The sequence below is a fragment of the Mesorhizobium sp. WSM4308 genome, from assembly GCF_002294905.1.
In the GTDB taxonomy this organism is placed as follows: domain Bacteria; phylum Pseudomonadota; class Alphaproteobacteria; order Rhizobiales; family Rhizobiaceae; genus Mesorhizobium.
The window spans coordinates 586762-606281 of record NZ_NSFW01000001.1; the positions used below are offsets into that span (position 1 = coordinate 586762).

General features: G+C 62.8%; 20 protein-coding genes and 2 pseudogenes. 8 read left to right on the plus strand and 14 right to left on the minus strand.

Going from position 1 to position 19520, the window contains the following annotated elements:
* Positions 1-64: 64 nt before the first annotated feature.
* Positions 65-1093: a BMP family protein gene (locus tag CK227_RS02775; protein WP_095771399.1), complete on the minus strand. Its 1029-nt coding sequence runs from the start codon at positions 1091-1093 to the stop codon at positions 65-67.
* Positions 1094-1192: 99 nt separating this feature from the next.
* Between CK227_RS02775 and CK227_RS02780 the strand changes: the two genes are divergently transcribed.
* On the plus strand, positions 1193-1618 hold the full coding sequence (locus CK227_RS02780) for a hypothetical protein (protein ID WP_095771400.1): 426 nt from the start codon (positions 1193-1195) through the stop codon (positions 1616-1618).
* A 37-nt stretch (positions 1619-1655) separates the two neighbouring features.
* On the opposite strand, the gene CK227_RS02785 is transcribed toward CK227_RS02780, so the two are convergent.
* The 10 genes from CK227_RS02785 to CK227_RS02830 all read right to left on the minus strand — a co-directional run bounded on the left by CK227_RS02785 (position 1656) and on the right by CK227_RS02830 (position 11114).
* Entirely contained in the window at positions 1656-2666 is a 1011-nt protein-coding gene (locus CK227_RS02785; RefSeq protein WP_095771401.1) for an ABC transporter substrate-binding protein, read from the minus strand.
* A gap of 33 nt (positions 2667-2699) precedes the next feature.
* Positions 2700-3527 carry an ABC transporter permease gene (locus CK227_RS02790; protein ID WP_095771402.1) on the minus strand — a complete coding sequence of 276 codons (828 nt, stop codon included), beginning with the start codon at positions 3525-3527 and terminating at the stop codon, positions 2700-2702.
* The gene (locus CK227_RS02795) at positions 3524-4354 is read right to left on the minus strand and encodes an ABC transporter ATP-binding protein (protein ID WP_095771403.1); all 831 of its coding nucleotides are present in this window, start codon (positions 4352-4354) and stop codon (positions 3524-3526) included. The genes CK227_RS02790 and CK227_RS02795 overlap by 4 nt, the downstream gene beginning before the upstream one ends.
* A gap of 130 nt (positions 4355-4484) precedes the next feature.
* Complete coding sequence (gene fhmpcd1 / locus CK227_RS02800) at positions 4485-5414, minus strand: 5-formyl-3-hydroxy-2-methylpyridine 4-carboxylate 5-dehydrogenase (RefSeq protein ID WP_095771404.1); 930 nt, start codon at positions 5412-5414, stop codon at positions 4485-4487.
* The gene (locus CK227_RS02805; RefSeq protein WP_095771405.1) at positions 5411-7042 is read right to left on the minus strand and encodes a choline dehydrogenase; all 1632 of its coding nucleotides are present in this window, start codon (positions 7040-7042) and stop codon (positions 5411-5413) included. The genes fhmpcd1 and CK227_RS02805 overlap by 4 nt, the downstream gene beginning before the upstream one ends.
* Before the next feature lie 111 nt (positions 7043-7153).
* Positions 7154-7876, minus strand: a complete 723-nt coding sequence (locus CK227_RS02810; protein ID WP_095771406.1) for a class II aldolase/adducin family protein — start codon at positions 7874-7876, stop codon at positions 7154-7156.
* Between the two features lie 70 nt (positions 7877-7946).
* Positions 7947-8405, minus strand: coding sequence for a YbhB/YbcL family Raf kinase inhibitor-like protein (locus tag CK227_RS02815; protein WP_095771407.1), 459 nt, complete (start codon positions 8403-8405; stop codon positions 7947-7949).
* Positions 8406-8435: 30 nt separating this feature from the next.
* Positions 8436-9026 (minus strand): amino acid synthesis family protein, encoded by a 591-nt coding sequence (locus tag CK227_RS02820; RefSeq protein WP_095771408.1) that lies wholly within the window; start codon positions 9024-9026, stop codon positions 8436-8438.
* Positions 9027-9095: 69 nt separating this feature from the next.
* Positions 9096-10235 carry an NAD(P)/FAD-dependent oxidoreductase gene (locus CK227_RS02825; protein ID WP_095771409.1) on the minus strand — a complete coding sequence of 380 codons (1140 nt, stop codon included), beginning with the start codon at positions 10233-10235 and terminating at the stop codon, positions 9096-9098.
* A gap of 42 nt (positions 10236-10277) precedes the next feature.
* Complete coding sequence (locus tag CK227_RS02830; RefSeq protein ID WP_095771410.1) at positions 10278-11114, minus strand: 2-(acetamidomethylene)succinate hydrolase; 837 nt, start codon at positions 11112-11114, stop codon at positions 10278-10280.
* A 220-nt stretch (positions 11115-11334) separates the two neighbouring features.
* Here CK227_RS02830 and CK227_RS02835 point away from each other — a divergent pair, with 220 nt between their 5' ends.
* Both CK227_RS02835 and CK227_RS02840 read left to right on the plus strand, forming a co-directional pair.
* The gene (locus CK227_RS02835; protein ID WP_019860102.1) at positions 11335-11967 is read left to right on the plus strand and encodes a GntR family transcriptional regulator; all 633 of its coding nucleotides are present in this window, start codon (positions 11335-11337) and stop codon (positions 11965-11967) included.
* A gap of 149 nt (positions 11968-12116) precedes the next feature.
* A complete protein-coding gene (locus tag CK227_RS02840; RefSeq protein ID WP_179296367.1) occupies positions 12117-13661 on the plus strand; it encodes a GMC family oxidoreductase in 1545 nt (514 codons plus the stop codon).
* Here the strand turns inward: CK227_RS02840 and CK227_RS02845 are convergent.
* Positions 13658-14659: a bile acid:sodium symporter family protein gene (locus CK227_RS02845; RefSeq protein ID WP_245318054.1), complete on the minus strand. Its 1002-nt coding sequence runs from the start codon at positions 14657-14659 to the stop codon at positions 13658-13660. The two genes, CK227_RS02840 and CK227_RS02845, sit on opposite strands and share 4 nt — an antisense overlap.
* Positions 14660-14752: 93 nt before the next feature.
* On the opposite strand from CK227_RS02845, the gene CK227_RS02850 reads away from it, so the two are divergent.
* From CK227_RS02850 to CK227_RS37135, 3 genes and pseudogenes are all read left to right on the plus strand, one after another.
* Complete coding sequence (locus CK227_RS02850; protein WP_095771413.1) at positions 14753-15601, plus strand: LysR substrate-binding domain-containing protein; 849 nt, start codon at positions 14753-14755, stop codon at positions 15599-15601.
* Between the two features lie 167 nt (positions 15602-15768).
* Positions 15769-16443 (plus strand): GntR family transcriptional regulator, encoded by a 675-nt coding sequence (locus CK227_RS02855; RefSeq protein ID WP_095771414.1) that lies wholly within the window; start codon positions 15769-15771, stop codon positions 16441-16443.
* 35 nt (positions 16444-16478) lie between these two features.
* Positions 16479-16591, plus strand: a pseudogene (locus tag CK227_RS37135) (L-rhamnose mutarotase); the annotation flags it as partial.
* A 68-nt stretch (positions 16592-16659) separates the two neighbouring features.
* Here the strand turns inward: CK227_RS37135 and CK227_RS02865 are convergent.
* A complete protein-coding gene (locus CK227_RS02865) occupies positions 16660-17100 on the minus strand; it encodes an Lrp/AsnC family transcriptional regulator (RefSeq protein ID WP_095771477.1) in 441 nt (146 codons plus the stop codon).
* A gap of 133 nt (positions 17101-17233) precedes the next feature.
* Between CK227_RS02865 and rocF the strand changes: the two genes are divergently transcribed.
* Together rocF and CK227_RS02875 are read left to right on the plus strand one after the other, a co-directional pair.
* A complete protein-coding gene (gene rocF, locus CK227_RS02870) occupies positions 17234-18166 on the plus strand; it encodes an arginase (RefSeq protein ID WP_095771415.1) in 933 nt (310 codons plus the stop codon).
* 2 nt (positions 18167-18168) lie between these two features.
* A complete protein-coding gene (locus CK227_RS02875; protein ID WP_095771416.1) occupies positions 18169-19224 on the plus strand; it encodes an ornithine cyclodeaminase in 1056 nt (351 codons plus the stop codon).
* A gap of 102 nt (positions 19225-19326) precedes the next feature.
* Here the strand turns inward: CK227_RS02875 and CK227_RS02880 are convergent.
* Positions 19327-19520 (minus strand): annotated as a pseudogene (locus tag CK227_RS02880) (glutamine--fructose-6-phosphate aminotransferase); the annotation flags it as partial.

A 19520-nucleotide genomic window follows, 5' to 3' on the forward strand; every position in this document is an offset into this window, starting at 1 on the left:
CAAAGAATGGTAATCGGCCGGAGGGGCGAACGGATCACCCCTCCGGCGGCTGACCCGTGATCGCTTACTGGGCGACGCTGGTCATCAGCGCCCTGACAGCGGCCGCGTCATAGACCGGATCGACCTTGATCTTGCCGGAAATGACGTCTTCGCGCAGCGTCTGGATTTCGGCCCAGACATTGTCCGGAATGGCAGCGGTTTTCAGCAGCTTCACCGAGTCGTCCTTGAGACCGATCGTGTAGTGCTTGGTGCCGAACGTGTCGGCCTTGATGTCGGCGATCATGGCCGCATAGACCGGCTCGATGTTCCACACCACCGACGACAGCAGGAAGCCCTTGTCGATCGGCGATTTGTCACCGATGACGTCGATGAAATAGACCTTGCCGCCATCCGCTGCCTTAGTCGTTTCGACCGCCTGCAGCATGCCGAAGCTCGAACCGTTGCCCTGGCCGAAGATGATGTCGGCGCCCGAGGCGATCACGCTTTCGGTGACGCGCTTGCCGCCGGCCGCATCGCTGTAGGCGGCCGGTCCGATCACCGCATAGGTGATCTTGACGTCCGGGTTTTCCGCCTTCACGCCTTGCGCGAACGCCGCCGACTGCGAATTCCATGATGGCGGTTCGCCCGAGACGACGATGCCGACGGACTTGGAACGCGACACCTTGGCGGCGAGACGGCCGGCGAGATAGGCGCCCTGGTGGCCGCTCAGCGTGTAATCGGCAACGAGGCCCTTCTCCAGGCCGTTCGGCGTGTCGACGATCGCCACCGGAACCTTCAACTCCTTGGCGATTTCAGGCGCCGAGGTGTTGTAGCCGCTGGCGTGGGCGATCAGCAGGCTGGCGCCGTCTGACGCAAGTTCGCGCAAGGTCGGACGAACGTCGCCATAGCCGAGGCCCTGGGCCACGACCACATCGACGCCGGCGGCTTTGCCAGCCGCCTTGGCGGCGTCGATGCCTTGCTGGTTCCAGCCGTAATCGGTGCCTTCTTCGGGCGTCAGGATGGCGATCGACTTGATTTCACCTGCAAGAGCGCCACCAATCAAGATACCGCTAAGTATAACTGCACTTACACTGCTTTTTAGAATCTTTAACATGTTACCCTCTCCGTTGATTTGCCAATCAATATTCTTGTTGTTATTGCGCAGAAGCGAGGTAGACTGCCTGAGAAAATTTACCCATGGAGCTCAGGCAAAGTGAAGATCCGTTACATTCTCCCTGTGGCGCTGGCGTTCACATCCTTTGCCAACGCGGTCGAGTTGCATCATGTCATCGTCCGCAAGGGCACCGACGGGCTCGACATGGTGCCGTTGACGATTTCGAATGCGGGCAAGGAAGGGCTGTCCTGCAATGCCGACTTCGCCCACTGGTATTCGGCAGGGATCGCGACGGTCGAGGCGGGCAAGAGCGCCCGCGTCGAGCTCTGGTTCGATGCCAAGACCGGCACGTTCACGATCCTCAACGACAAGCGCGAGAACCTGCCGGTCGAGCGGCTGTGGTGCGGCCTGTCGGGCCGCGCATACGCCACCCGCGTGCAGATCACGCTTGAGCCCACCGACGCGGCCAAGGGAGCGCGCGCCGTGTCCTGCGGCGTGGAGCAGGACACGCTGGTCTGCCGGTAGGCGCTCATCGATCCGTTTGCCCGCGACATGGCGCGGCCTATTCCTTGGCCAGGAACTTGTCGGTGAAGACGTCGTCCGCCGACAAGGCCGCCTTGAGCACGCCCTGATCGGTAAGCGTCTTCAGCGTTTCCTCCCATTGCGTCTTCGTCATCCAGCCGAGGCCGTGTTCCTTGGTGTCCGGGCTGGTGAAGGTCGACGCGATGTCGGCGTTGATCTGCGCCAGAAGCACATCCTTCTTGTCGGCGTAGCCGGGTGCGGCCTTGGCGGTGATCTCGGCTGCCTCTTCGGGGTGCGCCACGACATAGTCGAAGGCCTCCCTGTACGCCTTGACGAAGCGGGCGACGATTTCGGGCTTGTCCTTGATCATTGTCTGCGAGGTGAACAGGCCCGAGCCATAGGCCTTCCAGCCATGGTCCGAGCCCATCATGATGCTGAGCGAACCGGGGCCGCCGGCCTTGGCCTCCAGTTCGGGAACCTCGGCATCGACATAGCCGACCACCGTCTGGACCCGGCCCAGAAGCAGATAGCTTTCATAGGGCGGCGAAACGCTGTTCAGCGTCATGTCCTTCTCGGTCAGGCCGTTGGCCGCCAGGAAGCCCTTGAAGAAGATGTAGGTCGAACCGGCCGGATGAATGCCGATGGTGAGACCCTTGAGATCCGCCGGCTTGGTGAGCTTCGTCGTCTTCGCCAGCGAGATGATCGCCAGCGGCGAGTGCTGGTTGACGGCCGCCAAGGCCACGACGGGAACATTCTGCGACCGCGCGACGGCGAGCGTGGGAAGATCGCCGAAACCGAAATCAGCGTTCTCGTTGCCCACCAGCCGCATGGCGTCCGGCGAGCCCGACCCCTTGCGGATCTCGGCGACGTCGATGTCGTTCTTGGCGAAGAAGCCTTTCTCCTTGCCGACGAAGAACATGGCGTGGTTGCCGCGCACCACCCAGTCGAGCTGGACGTTGACCTTGTCGGCCGCCAGGGCGACGCTCGAGAAACCGAGTGTCCCGACACACGCCGCAAGCGCGGCTGCCTTGATGAGTGAGCGTCTGAGCATTTTTGTTCCCTTTTTCGTTGGTTGAGAGCGGACCTAGGACTGGCTGAATTTCGGCGCCCACGGCACCACGATGCGTTCGAGAATTTCGGCCGCGTAGTAGAAGGCTATGCCCAACACCGAGACGAGGAGCAGGGCAGCGAAGACCAGGGCGGTATCAAGCTGGGTCGAGGCGAACTGGATGACGTAGCCGAGCCCGTCCGATGCGCCGGCGAATTCGCCGACGATGGCGCCGATGACGCTGAGCGTCGCGGCGATCTTGGTTCCAGCCATCAGGTTGGGCAGCGAATGCGGAACGCGAATCCTGAACAGGATCTGCGTGCGGCTGGCGCCGACCGAATTCATCAGCGACAGCAGCGAGCGATCGACCGACTGCATGCCCGCCAGCATCGACAATGTCACCGGGAAGAAGGCAATGACCAGGATCAGGCCGATCTTGGGCGCGAGCCCATAGCCGAACCAGAGGATGAAGATCGGCGCCAGTGCCACCTTGGGCACGTTCTGGAACAGCACCACCAGCGGATAGAGCGCTCGCCCCAGCCAGTCGAAGCGCACGATGACCAGCGCGATGGCAATGCCGACCGCGACAGAGACAAGGAATCCGAACAGGATCTCGCCCGCCGTCACCAGCGTCGCTTGCATCAGCGTTCCCCATTGCGCGACCAGCGATTGCGCGATCTCGGAGGGGGCGGGAATGATGAAGGCGGATATGGCGAAAATCCGCACCACGGCTTCCCACACCACGATCGTCGCCAGCAGAAGAATGACCGCCGGAAGCCAGCTGCCTGTCGCCGCGCCCCAGCTTGAGGCAGGCCGCGATTCGGGCCGCGACTCGGAGAAATTGGTGGTGGGTTGATCGCTCACGACGCACCTCCCGGTTGATGGCTGGCGCGCAGCATAGTGCGCAGTTGAACCACCAGCCTGACGAACTCCGGATCCTCGGTGACCGACAGGTCGCGCGGATAGGGCAGACCAATGTCGAGGCTTTCGGTGATCCGCCCAGGCTTGATCCCCAGCACGTGGACATGGCGCGACAGGTGAATGGCCTCATCTATCGAATGGGTGACGAGCACGATGGTCTTGCCGGTGCGCTGCCAGATCTCCAGCAGCGACTGGCCCATGGCATCGCGGGTAATGGCGTCGAGCGCGCCGAACGGCTCGTCCATCAGCAGCACCGCCGGATCGAGCGCCAGGGCCCGCGCGATGGCGACGCGCTGGCGCATGCCGCCGGACAATTCATGGGGGCGCTTGTGGGCGCTGTCGCCCAACCCCACCAGCTCCAGCATCTCCTGGCCGCGCGCCCGCAACTTAGCACGCGAGAGCGACTTGTCGGCGATGCCGAGCAGCATCGATGCGTTGTCGACGGCGTTCTTCCAGGGAAGCAAATTGGCGTCCTGGAAGACGAGGCCGATCATGCGCTTGCGCGCTGCTTCGACAGGCGAAAGCCCGGCAATCGAAACGCTGCCGCTCGTCGGATCGACAAGCCCAGCCAGGACCTTGAGCAAGGTGCTCTTGCCGCAACCGGACGGACCGATAAGCGAGACAAACGACCCCTTCGGCACCGAAAGATCGATATTCTGCAGAACCAGTTGCTTGGCCATGACCACCGACACACCCTTGGCGGAGATCAGGTCGTCATGACGGATATGGGCGGGCCGGCCGCCGGCTGCTCGAATGGTTTCAACGCGCATGGCTTGCCACCCCATGCGCCGGCGTTAACCGCAGCCGCACCGTCCAGTCCGCGAAGGCGCCGTTGGCACAAGGGGCCGCCGTTACGACCTCCCCAACCCAGCCGGCTTTGTGAGCTCGATAGACCATTGGCTACTCCCGGCCTTCCAGGATGCGTCGCACCGCGACGAGTTTGCGCGCCCTCTCGCCTTGCAGCGCCTTGGTCTGCTCGGGCGTATAGGAGAACATGCCCTCGCCCGACTTGATGCCGAACTTCGACGCGTTGGTCTTTTCCAGCACCATGGGCGCGACATCGTCGCGATTGGAGAGATCGGCGTTGAGGAAGGACGAGACGGACTTGTAGATATCCAGCCCCGCCATATCGAGCAGCGCCATCGGCCCGATCACGGCGATCTTGTACCCGATGCCCCAGGACACGCATGTGTCGAGATCTTCCGGATCGATGACGCCGCGCTCGACGAGGTCGACCGCCTCGCGAAGCAGCGCATAGAGCACGCGGTTTTCGACGAAACCGGGGACGTCCTTCTTCACCACCACCGGCAGCAAGCCGATCGAGCGGATGAGATCGCGGATCGTCGCCACGGTTTGCGGCGCGGTCGTCTCGCCGGCGATCACCTCGATCATCGGGATGATGTGCGGCGGGTTCGACCAGTGCATGCCGACCATCCGCTCGGGATGCGAGATATGCGCCTGCAGCTTGGTGATCGGGATACCCGACGTGTCGGACGCGACGATCGTGTCGGAGGCAATCAGACTGTCGATGGTGCGATAGACATCGGCCTTGACCGAAATGTTTTCAGGAACGTTCTCGATGACGAGGTCGGCGCCGGATACCGCATCGCCGATATCGTCGGTGAAGCGAACCGTCCCGACGCCGGCCGACGGCGGCGCGATGCCCAAGGCGTCGAGAACGGTCTCGGCCACGCTCAGCATGGATCGCGCGCGCTCTATCGCTGCCGGGGCAACATCGCAGGCGACCACCTGCAGGCCGCCTCTGGCGAGCCGGGCGGCCATGCCCGGTCCCATCGTACCCAGGCCGATGATGGCGATATTTCGGATCATTGCACTGCCCTGCTTTCTTTTGAGCTCGCGATGAGGTCGGCGGCCTTTTCGGCAATCATGATCACTGCCGCGTTGATGTTTCCGCAGATCAGGTCGGGCATGACGGAAGCGTCCACCACTCTAAGCCCGGCGACGCCGCGAACCCGCAGTTGCGGGTCGACGACCGAGGCCGCATCGGCCCCCATCCGGCAGGTCCCGGCCGGATGATGCACGGTGATGGAGGTCTTGCGGATATGCTCGTCGATCTCGTCGTCGCTCTGGCACTTCGGGCCGGGAAAGAACTCCGCCTCGATGAAGGGCTGCATGGAGGGCTGCGCGGCCAGATCCCTTGCCACCCGGAAGCCGGCCCGAAGCGACTCCCAATCCTTCGGCGAGGCGAGGAAATTCTGGTGGATCAGGGGCGCCGCGGAAGGATCGGCCGAGGCCAGTTTCACCGCTCCCCGGCTTTCGGGCTGTGTCGCCACGATGCGCGTTGCGAAGCCGTCCGCAAACGGCGCCTTGAACGGCTTCAAGTATGGCCATGCCGCGAGCGGCGCCGCCGTGAAGAGCAGCTGCACATCCGGCAAGGGTCGCGCCGGACCGCTCTTGAGGAAGGCGACAACCCCGCCGGGTACGTCGCCGGAAAAACCGCGACCCGTCAGGTAGGTCTTGACGAAATCGAAGCCGATCCGATCGGCACGCATGTTGCGCAGGAAAGGGCCGCCCGGAGCGCGGCGCCGGTACATGAGAATGACCGAGACGTGATCCTGCAGGTTCTTGCCGACCGCCGGCAGGTTGACCCGCGTCTGGATACCGTGCGCGGCAAGCTCATCCTGCGCCCCGATGCCCGACAGCATCATGAGTTGCGGCGTGTTGATCACGCCACCGGAAAGCAGCACTTCCTTGCGGGCGACAATCGTGCGCTCGCCGCCGCGATGGTTGATGGTGACGCCGGTGGCGCGCGCACCCTCCAGCACGATCCTGGTTGCGCTCGCTTCCGTCACAACGGTCAGGTTGGGCCGCTTCAGCACCGGCCGCAGATAGGCTGACGCGGTCGAGGCGCGCCGACCTTTCGCAATCGTCATCTGGAGGCGGCCGAAACCTTCCTGCCGCTCGCCATTGTAGTCCTTCGTCTGCTCATAGCCTGCCTGCACGCTGGCTTGCGCGAAGGCGTCGATCAGCGTGTCCTTGTAGCGGCAGAACTGGGTGCTGACCGGGCCATTGCCACCGCGATACTGGTCCGCGCCCCCTTCCCAGCTTTCCTGCTTGCGGAAATACGGCAGCACCTTGTCGTACGACCAGTCGCTGAGCCCTGTTGCTGCCCAGCGATCGTAGTCGCCGCGATTTCCCCGCACATAGGCCATGGCGTTGGTCGACGATGATCCGCCAATGACCTTGCCGCGCGCGCACTCGACCCTGCGTCCGCCGACATTGTCTTCCGGCTCGCAGAAATACATCCAGTCATGGCGGCGCTCGGTCAGAATCTTGCCCCAGCCAAGCGGGATGTGGATCATCGGATCGCGGTCCCAGCCGCCGGCCTCCAGCAACAGCACCGAACATCGCGGATCGGCGCTCAGCCGGTTGGCGAGCACGCAACCGGCCGATCCGGCTCCAACGATGATGTAATCGTAACTTTCCGCGTGCGGCATGGTTTCATTGCTTTCGTCCGACGCCCGGCGTCAGAGAACTATTGCGATGGAGGCTGGAAAAGCCTGGCCGACACCAAGCTTTTCCAGCTGATGTTCAAAGCCCGACGGACATCAGGCGAGACCCGCTTGCCTGAGGCGCTGCGACCAGTGATCCCACCCGCGATCGATCTGGGCGCCGACGAGTTTTCCTGCCGTCTTGATCTCGCCCGGCGACAGATATTTGATGGTGCCGATCTGCAGGCCGGCTGTCTGCGCCGCGGCGTTCTGTTCAAGATAGAAGGCCCGGAACACCACTTCCCGGACGGAATTGCCCACGTTCACGACGCCATGGCGCGCCATGAGCACGACGGGATAGTTCCCGAGGCTTTCAGCGATGTCCCCGCAGACGCTCCGGCTGCCGCCAAAGAGATCGGTGTCGTCTCCCTGCTTGTCGCGTATCTCATAGACCGGGACGGCGTCGCCAAGGAAAGCACCCATATGGGTCACGGGCCGCAGCGGCTGGTCGGTGAAGCAATAGGGCAGGACGGCCGGAGAATGACTGTGGAGCACGCACTGAACGTCCGGCCGCGCCTTGTAGATCTCGCTGTGAATATAGCGCTCCAGATAGGACGGCCGGTTGTCCGAGGTCTCGCCGTCGAGATTGAAACGCAGGATGTCATCGACCGTTATCAGGCTCGGAGCAAGCTTCTGAGCCAGGAAGAAACTCTGGGGATCCTCAGGGTCCCGGGCACTGATGTGCCCGAACGTATCCAGGATGCCTTCGTTGAGAAGTATCTTCGTTGCCGTGACGAGTTCCTCGAAGACCTTCTGACGCGCGGGGCTGTTGTCTGTCATTTCCAAATTCTCCCATTGCGGCGATGGCGACCATTCTTGTTGTTGTTATCGGTCGCCAGGGCCGTGGATTTCACTTGTTTTCGTAGATGCCGACGATCCGGTTCTGCTCGATGATGTTGCCGGCATATTTCTGCAGGAACTCCTCCCTGGTGGGCGTCCCCTCGACCTTCGTGTCCAGGGCGTAGACCCAGAAGTAGTAGTGATGCTCTCCATGGCCAGCGGGGGGCTGAGGCCCGTAATATTGCTTGCCGCCGGCGCCGTTGGGTCCCACGCGGAACTTTTCCTGTGCTCCAGAAAGATCCGTGGTCGACGGATCGATGCCGTAGACGACCCAATGCGTGAAGCCGTTGGGCAGGGGCGCGTCGGGATCGTGGCAGATGACCGCGAGCTCCTTCGTCGCTGCCGGGACGCCGCTGACCCTGAGCCTGGGCAATACGTTGCCCTTGTCGCCGGCATGCTCGTCTCGCATTTTCCCGAGCGGCTGGAAATCCGCGGACGTGATCTTGAGGTCCTTGATGTTCAGGGGCATGGAATTCGTCCTTTCAGCAATTCGATCGAACTAGGCGCCGGCCTTGAGGTCGGCGACGGATTTGCCGCCGACGCGCTGGTGCACGCGCGGACCCGATGCGACGGCGACGCAGATCAGAAGTTCGTCCGGGCGCGGAGCATCCGGCACGGAAAAGGTAACGGCATCGTAGTGGGAACGGATATAGAGCTCGTCCTTGTGGGCAAGCGGGATATCGATGGTCGTGCCGGCGACAGCGACCTTGCTGACCGACGAGATCCAGGCCTTGCCGCCCCCCACCTGCTGCCGCAGCGGATCTCCGAACACCGTGGTGATGCAGGCGACGACATGTTCCTGTTCGCCTGATGTACCCGCGATACCGCCCTTACCATAGCTTTCGACCGTCCTGTTGCCGAGCAGCGCCACGGCCCTCTCGCCGAGCGCATGACCGATCGCTGCACTCGGATTGGTCAGATCGGACAGTTCGGCGACGAACTTTCCGGCGAAGGGATTGCGAATGACAACGCCAGTCGCGACTTTGACGAGGGTTTCGCCAGGCGTGCCGCCGTCATGCCGGCTTTCCTGGACCGAGGAGTACCATCCCCTGACATCATAATCTCTTTCGACTTCACTGGAATAATTCATCTTTATCTCCTGAAAGGCGCGCGCTGTTTCCGCGCGCACCGATTAATTCTTTGACCGGCTGGCCCGACGCTACTGCGGCCACGAGTAGACACGGCGCAGCGGGTCGTAACGGGCGGCTTCCAGCGCCGCCGGCGTGAACATGTTTCCTTTCGAGAGCGAGCGGTTCGCCGCATAGTCGCCAGACAGGGCCTGGCAGCGATCCGTGATCGGGCGAATGCGCGTCTCCCAAGCGACAAGCGCATCCTCGACCGAAGAGCCCTCTTCCAGGTCCTGCGACAGGCTGAAGGCGTTGACCATCGCGCAACCGGCGCCCTGGGCAAGAGCCGGGCACATGGCATGCGCGGCATCCCCCACGAGGGCGACCTTGCCTCTTGTCCAGCTATCCAGCTTGGTCGTTTCGTACTTATCGTACCTGGCGGTTTTCAGTTTGGCCGCCTCGATCAGGCACGGCTCCAGGAAAGGAAACATCTCGACCCAAACTTCGAGATCGATCGGCACGCTCGATCCACGAGGATCGGCGGCCGGAGCCATCAAGCCGAGATAGAGTTCATTCTCATTGCAGGGCGAATAGAGAATTCGCTGAACACGCGGCCAGAAGTTCCACATGTCAATGGTGTTGTCCCACTCGCCATGGCCGAGCTCTTTCTTCATGCGCGGGACAATCAGCCGGATGAGACCATCTTTCGAAACCCAGCGATCCTGTTTGAAGCCGATGGAATCCCTGACCTTGGAGCCGACGCCATCGGCGCCGACGATCAAGTCGGCTTCGAGAACCTCGCCGGTCTGGAGGGTCAAGCGCCCTTCCGGATCGGCGCCAACGGCCTCGGAATTGACGCGGATGTCGACACCCAGGGCACGGGCCCGGTTGACCAGCGCATCGTGCAGGTGGCTGCGGGTCATGATGCGCCAGGGGAGACCGTTGAACGTCTCCTTGGAAACCGACTTGTTGTGCATCCAGGTCTCGTAGGTCGGAGGCGTGTGCGAGCCCTGGAGAACACCGTCAAGGGCGCCCAGCCCTTCGAGCACGCGAAGGCCGTTGTGCCAGAGATAGATGCCCGCGCCGAATGCCCGCAGTTCCGAACTCTTTTCGTGCAGCCTGACATCCCAACCATTCTGCTTGAGAGCGATGGCGGCTGTCAGGCCTGCAAAGCCGCCGCCGGCGACCTCGGCACGACGCGTTTTGCCCGGAGTTTTGTTTACATTGGCCATTTTCTATCCTGATGCTGCGTGCAAGAAGACGGCGCTCGGCCGTCAAGCGTCTATGAAGTTGGTGATGGCTTTCAACGTGATCTCGGGGGATACCTCGTTGACGTAGTGGTCGGCGCCCGGTACGACGACGACGGGCAGGTCAGGCCGCAGCCGGCATGTCTTCGCCAGTGCCGCCGCCGAAACCAACTTGCTCGCCTCGCCTCGAACGATGAGGACGGGCTTCGTCACATCTCGGTAGGCGGGCACCAGATCCGATCGCAGGCCTTTGGCGGTCTGCGCCATTGCCGCGGGCGATGCCAATGGACGCAATCCGCCGTCGACCGGCTGATAGCCGCTTTCAGCCCTGATCTTGATGGCGTCGGCGGGAATGTTCGGATAGCGGCCGGCGAGGTATGCTTCGACGGCCTTCACATTCTCGAAAAGCTGGCTCCCCGCGTTCACGCGCGCTTCCAACGCGTCCAAGGCATCGGTCTCGATGTACGGCGTAAAGTCGATCGCGACGACCGATCGCACCAGATCCGGGTATTTCGCCGCGGCCGCGACCGAATTTCGAGCACCAAGCGAATGTCCGACGAGGATGGCACGGCCGCGATCGAGCGTGCGTATCAGGCCGGCGATGTCGTGCGCGTAGTCATTCGCCTCGTAGCCAGTTTCCGGCTTGTCGCTGAGGCCATGCCCCCTCTGGTCAACCGCAATCGTCGTAAACCGGTCCGAGAGCCGAGCCATCAAGGGCTCGAAGACGGCGGAGTTGGAGGTGATGCCGTGGAAGAACAGCATCAAGGGGCCGCTGCCCCTCTGGCGCACGTTCAAGGTGATGCGGCCAATGTCGACGCGTCGCGAGATGAAGTGGTCGGAAGCCATGTCTGCCGCCATGTCCATGATCCTTGGATCCTCGCCTCGCTGCCCGTCTCCCGCAAAAGGATCATACAGACTGGGGTCACGTCAAGCCGATTGTCTGACAATCTTCATATTTGACAATCTGGCTATCCTGCTGTCAAATTTGCACGGCGTGGCGTATGCTGCTTCAGTTTTGCGACTCAAAGGCCATGAGACGTTACCAATGCCCCCAGATTTGAATTTGCGGATTTCGCCACGGACAGTGCAACGGGAGACCGTCGACAAGTTACGGCTGGCGATCTTCTCCGGGTTGTTTCAGCCGGGTAGCCGCCTCATCGAAAGTCAACTGTGCACACAACTCGGCATCAGCCGCCCCTCGCTGAGGGAGGCTTTGCGCAGTCTTGAGGCCGAGCGCCTGATCGAGATCGTGCCCAACCGCGGGCCGTCGATACCGGCACTTTCCTGGGAGGTGGCAACCGCCATCTACGAGGTTCGAGAGTTGCTGGAAGTCGAGGCCGCGGGACGATGCGCGCTAAGGATTTCTCCGGAACAGTTGCGTGAACTCGAGAAATCGCTTTCCGCATTCGAAGAGGCGGCTTCCAGCAACGACAGCCTGGCGCAGGTGATGACCGCCGCGGATTTCTATTCGATCATACTCGCCAATTGCGGCAACCCGATCCTGGAGGAAGTCCACCGCGGTCTGGTGGCGCGGATCAGCTTCTTTCGAGGACGATCGATGTCGCTGGAGGGCAGAGCACAAAGCAGCTTGGCGGAGATGAGGGAGATATTCGAATCCATCGCCGCCGGCGACGAGAAAGCCGCCCGCAAGGCCTCGAAGCAGCACGTCTTGAGGGCGAAAGCGGCGGCGAAGATATCCATGGACAACGGAATTTGAGTTCTTCGATGGACTGAGGTTCCGTCTGAAGACTCGAAGTCCTTCATGACGTTTCGGATCGGCCAAAGGCGGATCGATGCGCGGGGTTTCTCCGTGTCGGTGTCGGACATGACGACTATCGCAACCGGCAAGTGGCAGATGGAGTGACGATGACCGGGGCCAATGTAGAGCACGCACCGAATTGCGACATCGTCATCGTCGGTGGCGGGTCGGCCGGGTCGTTGCTTGCCGCGCGGCTGAGCGAAGATCCAGGCAGCCGCGTTCTGCTGATCGAGGCCGGCGAGGAGCCGACGGACCCGGACATCTGGAACCCTGCTGCCTGGCCGGCGCTGCAGGGCCGCAGCTACGATTGGGATTATCGCACGGAGCCGCAAGCCGGCACCGCGGGCCGGGTGCATCATTGGGCGCGCGGGCGGTTGATCGGCGGCTCGAGTTGCCTGCACGCGATGGGCTATATGCGCGGTCATCCGTCAGACTTCCAGGCCTGGGTTGATGCAACCGAGGATCGCCGATGGAGTTGGGATGAACTTATGCCCGTTTTCCAGGCTATCGAGGACCACCCGCTTGGTGGCGACGGCCTTCACGGCAAGGGCGGGCCGTTGCCGATCCATTTGCCGGCGGACGAAGTCAGTCCACTTGCTCGCGCCTTCATCGAGGCAGGCGCATCGTTGGGTCTGCCTCGCCTTGAAGGCCACAACAGCGGAGAGATGATCGGCGTCACCCCGAACTCCTTGAACATTCGCGACGGGCGCCGGGTTACGGCGGCGGATGCCTGGCTCACAAAGGCGGTTCGAGGCCGCGAGAACCTGACCATCCTCACGGGCACCCGGGTGCGGCGGCTCAAGCTGGAGGGCAATCAGGTCCGCAGCCTCGAGGTCGTGGGGCGACAGGGTTCGGTCGAAGTGTTTGCGGATCAGATTGTGCTTTGTGCCGGAGCGCTGGAAAGTCCGGCCTTGCTGATGCGTTCGGGCATCGGTCCGCGCGATGTGCTCGATGCAGCGGGGGTCGACTGCCTGATCGATATGCCTGACATCGGTCGAAACCTTCAGGATCACCTGCTTGGCGCCGGCAACCTTTACGCGGCCCGCAAACCGGTGCCGCCATCGCGCCTCCAACATTCGGAATCGATGGCCTATATGCGGGCTGACAGCTTCACCGCCGCCGGGCAGCCTGAAATTGTCGTTGGCTGCGGTGTCGCGCCGATCGTGTCGGAACGCTTCAAGGCATCCGCCGCAGGCACCGCCTACTCGCTGCTGTTCGGCATCACCCACCCGACGAGCCGCGGCAGCGTGCGCATAAGTGGGCCTGAGCTCGGCGATCGGTTGATCATCGACCCGGCATACTTGCAAACCGGCCGAGACCGCGAGCGGTTTCGCACAGCACTCGAGGCAGCCCGGACCATCGGGCACAGAGATGAACTCGCCGGTTGGCGAGAGCGCGAACTCCTGCCAGGCGTGCTGAACAGTGTGGCCGAGATGGACGACTTCATCGCGCGATCGGTCATCACGCACCACCATCCCTGCGGCACCTGCAGAATGGGCAAGGACCCGGACGCCGTCGTCGATGCAAATCTACGACTCAAGGCGCTCGACAATCTTTTTGTCGTGGACGCCTCGATCATGCCCAACCTCACCGCGGGACCGATTCATGCCGCGGTCCTCGCGATTGCCGAGACTTTCGCCCGACAGTACTAAGCCACCGAGGCCGTTTGCTCGGCTTGCAGTATGGCAGGCCGGTGCGCCGCCTTGGCATATTTCTGCGCGATCATGGCGCAGACCATGAGCTGTATCTGGTGGAAGAGCATCAGCGGCAGAACGATCGCGCCGACGCCCTGGCCGGCAAAGATCACATTGGCCATCGGCACGCCGCTCGCCAGGCTCTTCTTCGAACCGCAGAAGGTGATCGTGATCTGGTCGGCCCTGTCGAAGCCGAGAAGCCGGCTGCCATAGGTCGTCAGCACAAGCACCAGGCCGAGCAGCACCATGTCGGCGACAACGACCACGGCAATGTCGCGCAGCGAGAACATGTGCCACAGCCCCTCGGCGACCGCCGTGCTGAAGGCCAGATAGACGACCATCAGGATCGAGCCGCGATCGACAGGCATCAGCAGTGTCTTGCGGGAGCGTATCCAGTTGCCGATGCGCGGTTCCAGCAGTTGTCCGAGCGCAAAAGGCAGGAGCAGCTGCAGCAGGATCTGGCTCACCGCGTCCCACGAAAAACCGCCATGGCCACCGATGGAGAAGAGCAGGCCGACGAGCAAGGGTGTCAGGAACATGCCGAAGATGTTGGAGGCGGAGGCCGAGCAGATGGCCGCGGGGACGTTTCCGCCGGCGATCGAGGTGAAGGCGATCGATGACTGCACCGTCGACGGCAGGACACAGAGGAACAGAATGCCGAGATAAAGCGGCTTGGGCAGGATCGAGGCGGGCAGATAGCCAAGCGCCAGCCCCAGCAGCGGGAACAGGCCAAAGGTCGTCATAAGGATCACCAGGTGCAGGCGCCAATGCATCAGGCCGGCGACGACGACATCACGCGAGAGCCTTGCACCATGCAGGAAAAACAGCAGCGCCACGGCAAGATTTGTCGCGATCGCGAACCATCCCGCGAACGTCCCGGTCGCCGGCGCGAGCGACGCAAGCGCGACGGTGCACAACAGGAGGATCAGAAAGGTGTCCGGCAGAAAGCGGCGCATGACATGTTCGCTCCAGAGTAAGTCCAGTGCTGCCTTTTCGTGCATTGTGAAATGGGATACAAGGAATAACAGTTATCGTAATTTGAGATATCAATGCTCAATCTGGTCCAACTTCGCAGCTTCGTCGCCGTCCAGCAGATGGGAAGCTTTACCTTCGCGGCGGAGAGGCTGGGGCTCGGGCAATCCACCGTCAGCCAGCACATCGGCAAGCTGGAGGCCGCGCTTGGCAGGCAGTTGCTGGCCCGCGATACGCACAAGGTGGTGCTGACGCCAGACGGCGAAGCCCTGCTCGGCCATGCCCGGACCCTGTTGTCGATAGAGGGACAGGTGCAGGCGCTTTTCACCGCACAGAGGCTGCGGGGCACGTTGAGGCTCGGCGTATCCGAGGACCTGGTGACGAGCCGGCTGCCGCTGGTGCTGGAGGATTTCGTCCGGTCTCACCCATCCGTTGACCTTGAACTGACCGTGGCGTTGAGCGGCGTGCTCTACCAGATGCAGGACAATGGCGAGCTCGATCTCGTTCTGGCAAAGCGTCGGCTGGGCGACAGCCGTGGCCGGCTCGTCTATCGCGAGCCGCTTGTCTGGCTCGCCCGCGATCCGGAACACGTCCTGTCGCTCGCGGCCTTGCCGTTGATTGCCTTCCCCGCGCCGAGCGTCACGCGTGGCATTGCGCTGGAAGTGCTCGAACGGCATCGCATGCCGTGGCGTATTGTCTGCACATGCGGGAGCCTGAGCGGCCTGACCGCCGCCGCCCGGGCCGGCATGGGGGTTCTGGTGCAACCGCAAAGCATGTCGCCCTCGGGTTTGAAAGAGATTCCATCCGGGCGCCTGCCGCCGTTGGAGGATGTGGAGTTTGTCCTGATCCCCAGCAAGGGCGCCGACAGGGCGCTCGTCTCGGCGCTGTCGGAAGATATTCTGACCAAGGTGAGAGGTCTGCGCTGACCTATTGCGTTGCGGATGCCTGCGACGAAATTGACGTTGAACAGAGCCTTCACCCCCGGAAACATCTGGCTGATGCCTCATAGCTGTTAGGGAGACCCTGGGCCCCATGTTCCTGGTGCATTGACATTCTATTGACCGTCTCAGGCGAACGAAGATACGGATTTGCCATGGAGCTGGATCCTTCGACACTCAATCGGGCGCTGCCGCTGCGCGATCAAATCTATCACAAGATCCGCAATCTGATTGTCGTCGGCCAGTTGAAACCGGGTGAAGTCATCAACGAGGTGGCCATCGCCGAGGCGCTCGGCGTATCGCGCACCCCGGTGCGGGAAGCGGTCAAGCGCATCAGCGACGAAGGCCTGGTGAAAATCCTGGCGCAGACCGGCACCTATGTCGCACCGATCAGCCGCGCCGACCTGGAAGAGGCCTATGTCATCCGCCGGGCGCTCGAGATGGAAAGCGCCAGGCGCGCCGCCGCCAAGCTGACGCCGGCGTCCGCCGAACTGCTGGAGGATAATATGGCGGCGCACAAGCTCGCCATAGCACGTGGCCGGTATGCCACCGCGATCCAGCTCGACGACGTCTTCCACCGCACCATTGCCGAGATCTGCGGCCTGCCGATGATCTGGCGGGCCGTCGACATCTCCAAGGCGCAGATGGACCGCGGCCGCTATCTCGCCATTCCCAAGCCCGGCTATGGCGAGCAGACGATCGAGCAGCACGAGGCCATTCTCGACGCGCTGAAGCGACACGACGCCGAGGGCGCTGCGCAGGCGATGGAGAATCATCTCGAGACGTCGTTCCGCAACACACTCGAAGTCGCCGCCGAGCTTCTCGGCTGACGCTCGCCGTCGATCGCAACGGATACGATCAGCCCATGCGAAGAATGGGACTGTGCATCGGCCTGAAGGCTAAGGCGATCGCTGAATACAAGCGCGTCCACGCCGCGGTCTGGCGGAGGTTCTCGCCGTCATAAGCCGCGCCAACATCCGCGCTATTTCCCCTCGGCTTCGTCGGGGAGAACGTCCTCGGCCGCCAGAACTTCATTGAAGGTGTGCTTACGTCAGTCGTGCCCGCGTCGTGCGCGGCGTCGCCAGGAGCAGGCTCGTTTCGCTGCCCGTTATGCCGGGTATCAATCGGATACGCCGTAGCACCGCATCGAAATCAGTCAGTGACGCCGTCCCGAGCTCTACCACCAGATCCCAGCGACCGTTGGTGGTATGGATGGTCGAGACTTCCGGGAAGCCACCCAGCGCCCGAACCACGCGGTCGGCGGCATGGCCTTCGATCTCGATGAGCATGATGCCGCGGATGCGCTGATCGACGGCGTCGGCGCGCAGCACCACCGTGTAGCCGATGATGTCGCCCGACCGTTCCAGCCTCTCCATGCGTGCCCGAACCGTGGCGCGCGAGACGCCGAGATCGACGGCAAGGTCCGACACGCTGCGCCGGGCGTCATGCCGCAGCAAGGTTACGAGCCGTTCGTCCAAAGCATCCATCGGGATTCCCATTTTGATAAATTCGGCCGCCATTATGATAGGTTATACTTCTCGGATTGCCAATTCTACCTGTTCATATTGCCGGCTCGCCGTGTTCTCCTCTCGCCATTCGAACTTTGGCCGCGGGAAAACAATGCGTTGCAAGATCGTCGGGGCGCCGGTGCAGGACGGCGCCGGCAGAATGGGCTGCGAAATGGGGCCGAGTGCGCTGAGGACGGCAGGGCTTGCCGAGGTGCTGTCCGGCCTCGGCCACACCGTCGAGGATATGGGCGCCGTCCAGCCAGTGACGGCGAGGCGCGTCGTGCATGGCAATCTGGCGCTGAAGGCCTTGCCCGAAATATCGGCCTGGACATCCGCCATTGCCGCGGCGGCCTACACGGCGAGCGAGGACGCCATGCCGATCTTTCTCGGCGGCGACCATTCGATCTCGGCCGGCACCATGTCGGGCCTCGCCCGCCGCGCCGCCGAGGCCGGGCGCCCGCTGTTCGTGCTGTGGCTCGACGCGCATCCGGATTTCCACACGCTGGACACGACCGCCAGCGGCAATCTGCATGGTGTTCCGCTCGCCTACGCCAGCGGCCAGCCGGGTTTCAGCGGCTATTTCCCGGACCTGCCGGCGGCGGTGGACCCCAAGCGCATCTGCACCATGGGCCTGCGCAGTGTCGACCCGGCCGAGCGCAGCGCGCTCAACCAGGCGGGCGTGACAGTGCACGACATGCGCGCCATCGATGAGCATGGTATCGCGCCGTTGCTGCGCGCCTTCCTGGCGCGCGTGTCTGATGAAGACGGGCTGCTGCATGTCAGTCTCGACGTTGACTTTCTCGACCCGTCGATTGCGCCGGCCGTCGGCACCACGGTTCCCGGCGGCGCGACGTTCCGCGAGGCGCATCTGGTGATGGAGATGCTGTCCGACAGCGGCCTCGTCTCCAGTCTCGACCTGGTCGAGCTGAATCCTTTTCTGGACGAGCGTGGCCGAACCGCGACGCTTATGGTCGACCTGACGGCGAGCCTGATGGGCCGCCGCATCATGGACCGCCCGACCCGCAGCCATTCCGGGAGCTTTTGATCATGACCACGGCAAAGCTGAACATCGTCCCCTTCGTCAGCGTCGACCGGATGATGAAGCTGGTGATCACCATCGGTGTCGAGCGCTTCCTGACCGAGCTCGCCAGCTATATCGAGGAAGATTTCCGCCGCTGGGAGCTTTTCGACAAGACGCCTCGCATCGCCTCACACAGCCATGACGGCGTCATCGAGCTGATGCCGACGAGCGACGGGCGGCTCTATGGCTTCAAATATGTCAACGGCCATCCCAAGAACATGCGCCAGGGCTTGCAGACGGTCACCGCGTTCGGCGTGCTTGCCGATGTCGGCAGCGGCTACCCGATGCTGCTCACCGAAATGACCATTCTCACCGCGCTGCGCACCGCCGCGACATCCGCCGTCGCGGCCAAATATCTGGCACCGCGCGGCGCACGCACCATGGCCATCATCGGCAATGGCGCCCAATCGGAATTCCAGGCGATCGCCTTCAAGGCGCTGACCGGCGTCGACCGGCTCAGGCTCTACGACATTGACCGATCCGCCTCGCTGAAATGCGCCAAGAACCTGGCTGGCATGGGGTTTGACATCACCATCTGCGAAACCGGGCAGGAAGCGGTCGAAGGGGCCGGGATCATCACGACCGTTACCGCCGACAAGCAATGCGCCACCATTCTCACCGACAACATGGTCGGCGCCGGCGTCCACATCAACGCCGTCGGCGGCGATTGCCCCGGCAAGACCGAGCTGCACAGGGACATCCTGCTGCGCTCCGACATTTTCGTCGAGTTCCCGCCGCAGACACGCATCGAGGGTGAAATCCAACAGCTTGATCCCGACCATCCGGTGACCGAGCTCTGGCAAGTCATCGCCGCCCAGGCGTCAGGCCGCCGGGACGCCAAGCAGATCACGCTGTTCGATTCCGTCGGCTTCGCCATCGAGGACTTTTCGGCGCTGCGCTATGTGCGCGACCAGCTGCAGGCAACGGGCCTTTACGAGGAGCTCGATCTGCTGGCCGATCCGGACGAACCGCGCGACCTCTATGGCATGCTGCTGAGAGCGGCCATGCAGAGCGCGGCATAACCAGAACCGATGGGATGCCGCGAACGATCCCGCAGGCATTGAGAGTGACTGCAGGTCTTGTCGATCGTCCCTTCGACGAGATGACGGCCATCGACGTTGCCGTCACTCCACGGTCACCGATTTCGCCAGATTGCGCGGCTGGTCGACGTCGGTGCCCATGAACACGGCAGCGAAATAGGCCAGCATCTGGATCGGCAGCGCATAGATGATCGGCGAGATGATTTCGGGAACGTCCGGCAGGATGATCGTCTCCATCGTCTTGACGCTCACCTGTGCGGCGCCCTTGGCATCGGTGA

What these genes read in the sequence shown, in the direction of transcription:
- CK227_RS02815 (WP_095771407.1), bottom strand. Translation starts at nt 8,405, where the DNA reads ATGCCCCTGAACATCAAGGACCTCAAGATCACGTCCGCGGATTTCCAG.
- CK227_RS02855 (WP_095771414.1), top strand. Translation starts at nt 15,769, where the DNA reads ATGGAGCTGGATCCTTCGACACTCAATCGGGCGCTGCCGCTGCGCGAT.
- CK227_RS02785 (WP_095771401.1), bottom strand. Translation starts at nt 2,666, where the DNA reads ATGCTCAGACGCTCACTCATCAAGGCAGCCGCGCTTGCGGCGTGTGTC.
- CK227_RS02850 (WP_095771413.1), top strand. Translation starts at nt 14,753, where the DNA reads ATGCTCAATCTGGTCCAACTTCGCAGCTTCGTCGCCGTCCAGCAGATG.
- CK227_RS02875 (WP_095771416.1), top strand. Translation starts at nt 18,169, where the DNA reads ATGACCACGGCAAAGCTGAACATCGTCCCCTTCGTCAGCGTCGACCGG.
- CK227_RS02775 (WP_095771399.1), bottom strand. Translation starts at nt 1,093, where the DNA reads ATGTTAAAGATTCTAAAAAGCAGTGTAAGTGCAGTTATACTTAGCGGT.
- CK227_RS02810 (WP_095771406.1), bottom strand. Translation starts at nt 7,876, where the DNA reads ATGACAGACAACAGCCCCGCGCGTCAGAAGGTCTTCGAGGAACTCGTC.
- CK227_RS02805 (WP_095771405.1), bottom strand. Translation starts at nt 7,042, where the DNA reads ATGCCGCACGCGGAAAGTTACGATTACATCATCGTTGGAGCCGGATCG.
- fhmpcd1 (WP_095771404.1), bottom strand. Translation starts at nt 5,414, where the DNA reads ATGATCCGAAATATCGCCATCATCGGCCTGGGTACGATGGGACCGGGC.
- CK227_RS02830 (WP_095771410.1), bottom strand. Translation starts at nt 11,114, where the DNA reads ATGGACATGGCGGCAGACATGGCTTCCGACCACTTCATCTCGCGACGC.
- CK227_RS02825 (WP_095771409.1), bottom strand. Translation starts at nt 10,235, where the DNA reads ATGGCCAATGTAAACAAAACTCCGGGCAAAACGCGTCGTGCCGAGGTC.
- CK227_RS02845 (WP_245318054.1), bottom strand. Translation starts at nt 14,659, where the DNA reads ATGCGCCGCTTTCTGCCGGACACCTTTCTGATCCTCCTGTTGTGCACC.
- CK227_RS02865 (WP_095771477.1), bottom strand. Translation starts at nt 17,100, where the DNA reads ATGGATGCTTTGGACGAACGGCTCGTAACCTTGCTGCGGCATGACGCC.
- CK227_RS02820 (WP_095771408.1), bottom strand. Translation starts at nt 9,026, where the DNA reads ATGAATTATTCCAGTGAAGTCGAAAGAGATTATGATGTCAGGGGATGG.
- CK227_RS02795 (WP_095771403.1), bottom strand. Translation starts at nt 4,354, where the DNA reads ATGCGCGTTGAAACCATTCGAGCAGCCGGCGGCCGGCCCGCCCATATC.
- rocF (WP_095771415.1), top strand. Translation starts at nt 17,234, where the DNA reads ATGCGTTGCAAGATCGTCGGGGCGCCGGTGCAGGACGGCGCCGGCAGA.
- CK227_RS02840 (WP_179296367.1), top strand. Translation starts at nt 12,117, where the DNA reads ATGACCGGGGCCAATGTAGAGCACGCACCGAATTGCGACATCGTCATC.